Source organism: Blautia sp. ZXY-1-C6, from assembly GCF_056339875.1.
This window is the reverse complement of record NZ_JBWJVQ010000047.1, coordinates 1-3494: the sequence shown is the minus strand read 5'-3', so window position 1 is coordinate 3494 and position 3494 is coordinate 1. Positions and strand designations below refer to the sequence as shown.

The 3494-nt window shown below is 43.4% G+C and carries 3 protein-coding genes and 1 pseudogene; 3 read left to right on the top strand and 1 reads right to left on the bottom strand.

Translation table 11 applies throughout. The annotated features are described in order from the left end of the window. Nucleotides 1–30: 30 nt before the first annotated feature. The 3 genes and pseudogenes from AC075J_RS02080 to AC075J_RS02070 form a co-directional block, all read left to right on the top strand. A pseudogene (locus AC075J_RS02080) lies at nucleotides 31–318 on the top strand (thiazole synthase); the annotation flags it as partial. A 266-nt stretch (nucleotides 319–584) separates the two neighbouring features. Next, entirely contained in the window at nucleotides 585–1826 is a 1242-nt protein-coding gene (thiH, locus tag AC075J_RS02075; protein ID WP_008707072.1) for a 2-iminoacetate synthase ThiH, read from the top strand. A 1-nt stretch (nucleotide 1827) separates the two neighbouring features. Next, entirely contained in the window at nucleotides 1828–2403 is a 576-nt protein-coding gene (locus tag AC075J_RS02070) for a thiamine phosphate synthase (protein WP_020993274.1), read from the top strand. 59 nt (nucleotides 2404–2462) lie between these two features. Here AC075J_RS02070 and thiC read toward each other — a convergent pair. Next, a partial coding sequence (gene thiC, locus AC075J_RS02065; protein ID WP_476389911.1) for a phosphomethylpyrimidine synthase ThiC occupies nucleotides 2463–3494 on the bottom strand: 1032 nt, incomplete at its 5' end.

Sequence of the window (3494 nt, the reverse complement as noted above, 5' to 3'; positions counted from 1 at the left end):
CCGGGCAACGGCTCCTGAGTACGAAGATTGCTGTGCACTAAGGAATTTATCCAGATTTTGATTGACGAAATTGAGCTCCCGATCATTGTAGATGCAGGAATCGGACGTCCTTCTCAGGCGTGTGAAGCCATGGAGATGGGGGCATCTGCAGTTATGGCAAATACTGCGATTGCCACAGCAGGTGATGTGCAGATAATGGCTGAAGCATTTAAAAAAGCTATTGAAGCAGGACGAAGTGCATACCTTGCCGGACTGGGAAGAACCCTGGAAAAAGGTGCAAGCGCATCCTCTCCACTGACTGGTTTTCTTCATGAGTAATAAATAAAAAATCATTCTAAAATGAGATTTTTGATTATAGCAATCCTCGTAAATAATGCATTTAAGACAGTTCAGCAGCGTGCGAAAGACAAGGAAGATATCTGCAGGCGTGCTGACGCACGGCAAAGATATCTGACGCAGGATTTCACACTCTGATGGGCTGGATTAAGATGCATTATTTTAGAGGATTGCTATAACTGCGGAGTAGGTATTAATTTATAGGAAAACGAAAGTTGCCAAATGGTAATAAAGAGGAGAAAACATCAATGGAAACAACAGAAAAAAATATGGAACATGGGGAACACTTCAACGAAAGTATTGTCAATGAAGTGATTCTGGAAGATATGAAAAAGAACAGGATCGATCATATGAAATATCTTCCGGGAATGGAAGTACTGGAAGAATCAGACGTGATGGATCAGGTTATTTCTGCCATGAATGCTTACGATTATGATAAATATACAGAGGCAGATGTACGCAGGGCACTTGCTCATGATAACCGTACACCAGAGGATTTTCAGGCACTGCTGTCTCCGGCTGCATTGCCTCTTCTGGAGGAAATCGCACAGGCTGCGCAGAAAGAAACCAGGAAACATTTTGGGAACAGTGTGTATATGTTTACCCCTATTTATATTGCAAATTACTGTGAGAATTACTGTATTTACTGCGGATTTAACTGCCATAATAAGATCCGCAGAGCAAAGCTGAATGCAGAAGAGATTGATAAGGAAATGGCTGCTATCGCAAAGACAGGACTGCAGGAAATCCTGATTCTTACAGGAGAGAGCAGAGCAAAATCTGATGTAAAATATATCGGAGAAGCATGTAAGATTGCCCGGAAATATTTCAAAGTAATCGGACTTGAAGTTTATCCTATGAATTCAGATGAGTATGCACATCTCCATGAATGCGGAGCTGATTATGTAACGGTATTCCAGGAGACTTATAATTCAGATAAGTATGAAACTCTGCATCTTGCAGGGCACAAGCGTATATTTCCTTATCGTCTGAACGCACAGGAACGTGCTTTAAAGGGTGGTATGCGAGGAGTAGGATTTGCTGCACTTCTGGGACTGGATGATTTCCGTAAGGATGCTTTTGCCACCGGATATCATGCATATCTTTTGCAGAGAAAATATCCTCATGCAGAGATTGCATTTTCCTGTCCGAGACTTCGGCCGATCATCAACAATGACCGTATTAATCCTATGGATGTACATGAACCACAGCTGCTTCAGGTGGTCTGCGCCTATCGTCTGTTCATGCCATTTGCAAGCATTACAGTATCTACCAGAGAGTGTGAGCGTGTCCGCGATAACCTGGTTGGAATTGCTGCGACAAAGATTTCAGCAGGAGTCAGCACAGGAATCGGAAGTCATGTGGAGGATATCGAAGATAAAGGAGATGACCAGTTTGAGATTTCAGACGGAAGGTCTGTAGATGAAGTCTATAAGGCACTTTTGGATCATGATCTTCAGCCGGTTATGAATGATTATGTGTACCTCTAAAATGCAGAAAAATCCTTATGAAAATGTAATTGCAGTGACCAACCGCTCCCTGTGTCAGCGTCCCTTTGCAGAACAGATCGAGCGTGTATGCAGCCTTCATCCGAAGGCGGTTATTCTGAGGGAAAAGGATCTGCCGGAGGAAGAATATTCTCGTCTGGCAGAGCAGATACTGGAAATCTGTAAGAGATATCAGGTTCCCTGCATATTACATACCTATGTAAATGTAGCAGAAAAACTGCATCATCCATACATTCATCTGCCAATATTTCTGTTGGAAAAATATGAGGGAAAGCTTGGAGGTTTCCGGCAGATCGGAAGTTCGGTCCACTCCGTAGAAGATGCATTGAAAGCAGAAAGTCTGGGAGCTGATTATCTTACGGCAGGACATATTTATACAACTGACTGTAAAAAAGGACTTCCACCCAGAGGACTGGAATTTCTGGAGAATGTCTGTAAAGCAGTAAAGATTCCTGTATATGCCATAGGAGGGATACATCCGGGAACAGGACAGTTAAATGAGATTATGGAACATGGTTCAGCCGGTGGATGTATTATGTCAGATATGATGAAGATATAGTAAATAAAAAGCCGTATTTCAACAATCAAACATGTTGAAATACGGCTTTTATAAAAGCATCATTCATCAAAAATAGTAACAATTTCACCATCCAGAATACGGTTTGTATTCTTTACGGCACAGAAGTTTCCGCACATACTGCAGGTGTCTTCTTTCTCAGGTTTGGCCTCTGCGCGGTAGCGTCTTGCTTTCTCAGGATCCATGCTGAGTTTGAACATTTCTTCCCAGTCAAGACGTTTTCTCGCTTCGCTCATCTTATAATCCCATTCTGCGGCACCGGGAACTCCTTTGGCAATATCAGCAGCATGAGCAGCAATTTTGGCAGCAATAATTCCCTCTTTTACATCAGCTGCATTTGGCAGACGAAGATGTTCTGCAGGTGTTACATAGCAGAGGAAAGCAGCACCTGAATAAGCAGCAATCGCACCGCCGATTGCGGAAGTAATGTGGTCATATCCGGGAGCAACATCTGTTACAAGCGGTCCAAGTACATAGAAAGGAGCGCCATGGCAAAGAGTTTTCTGGATCTCCATATTAGCTGCGATCTGGTTCAGCGGCATGTGGCCAGGTCCCTCGATCATAACCTGAACATCCTTTTCCCATGCACGTTTGGTAAGCTCACCGAGAGTGATCAGCTCTTCAATCTGTGCAGTATCAGTTGCATCTGCAATACATCCGGGACGACATGCATCTCCCAGACTTAAAGTGATATCATACTCTCTGCAGATATCAAGAATTTCATCAAAATGTTCATAGAACGGGTTCTCTTTTCCTGTCATTTCCATCCATGCGAACATAATAGAACCACCTCTGGAAACAATGTTCATGAGACGTTTATTCTGTTTGAAACGTGCTGCGGTTGCACGATTCATACCGCAGTGGATAGTCATAAAATCCACGCCGTCTTCTGCGTGCATACGTACGATATCAATCCACTCTTCAGAAGTAATCTTGCCAAGTGCTTTGTGATAATATACTACTGCGTCGTAGATCGGAACAGTACCGATCATTGCCGGACATTCGGATGTAAGTTTGCGGCGGAAGCTTCTGGTATCTCCGTAGGAGCTGAGATCCATGATGGCTTCTGCACC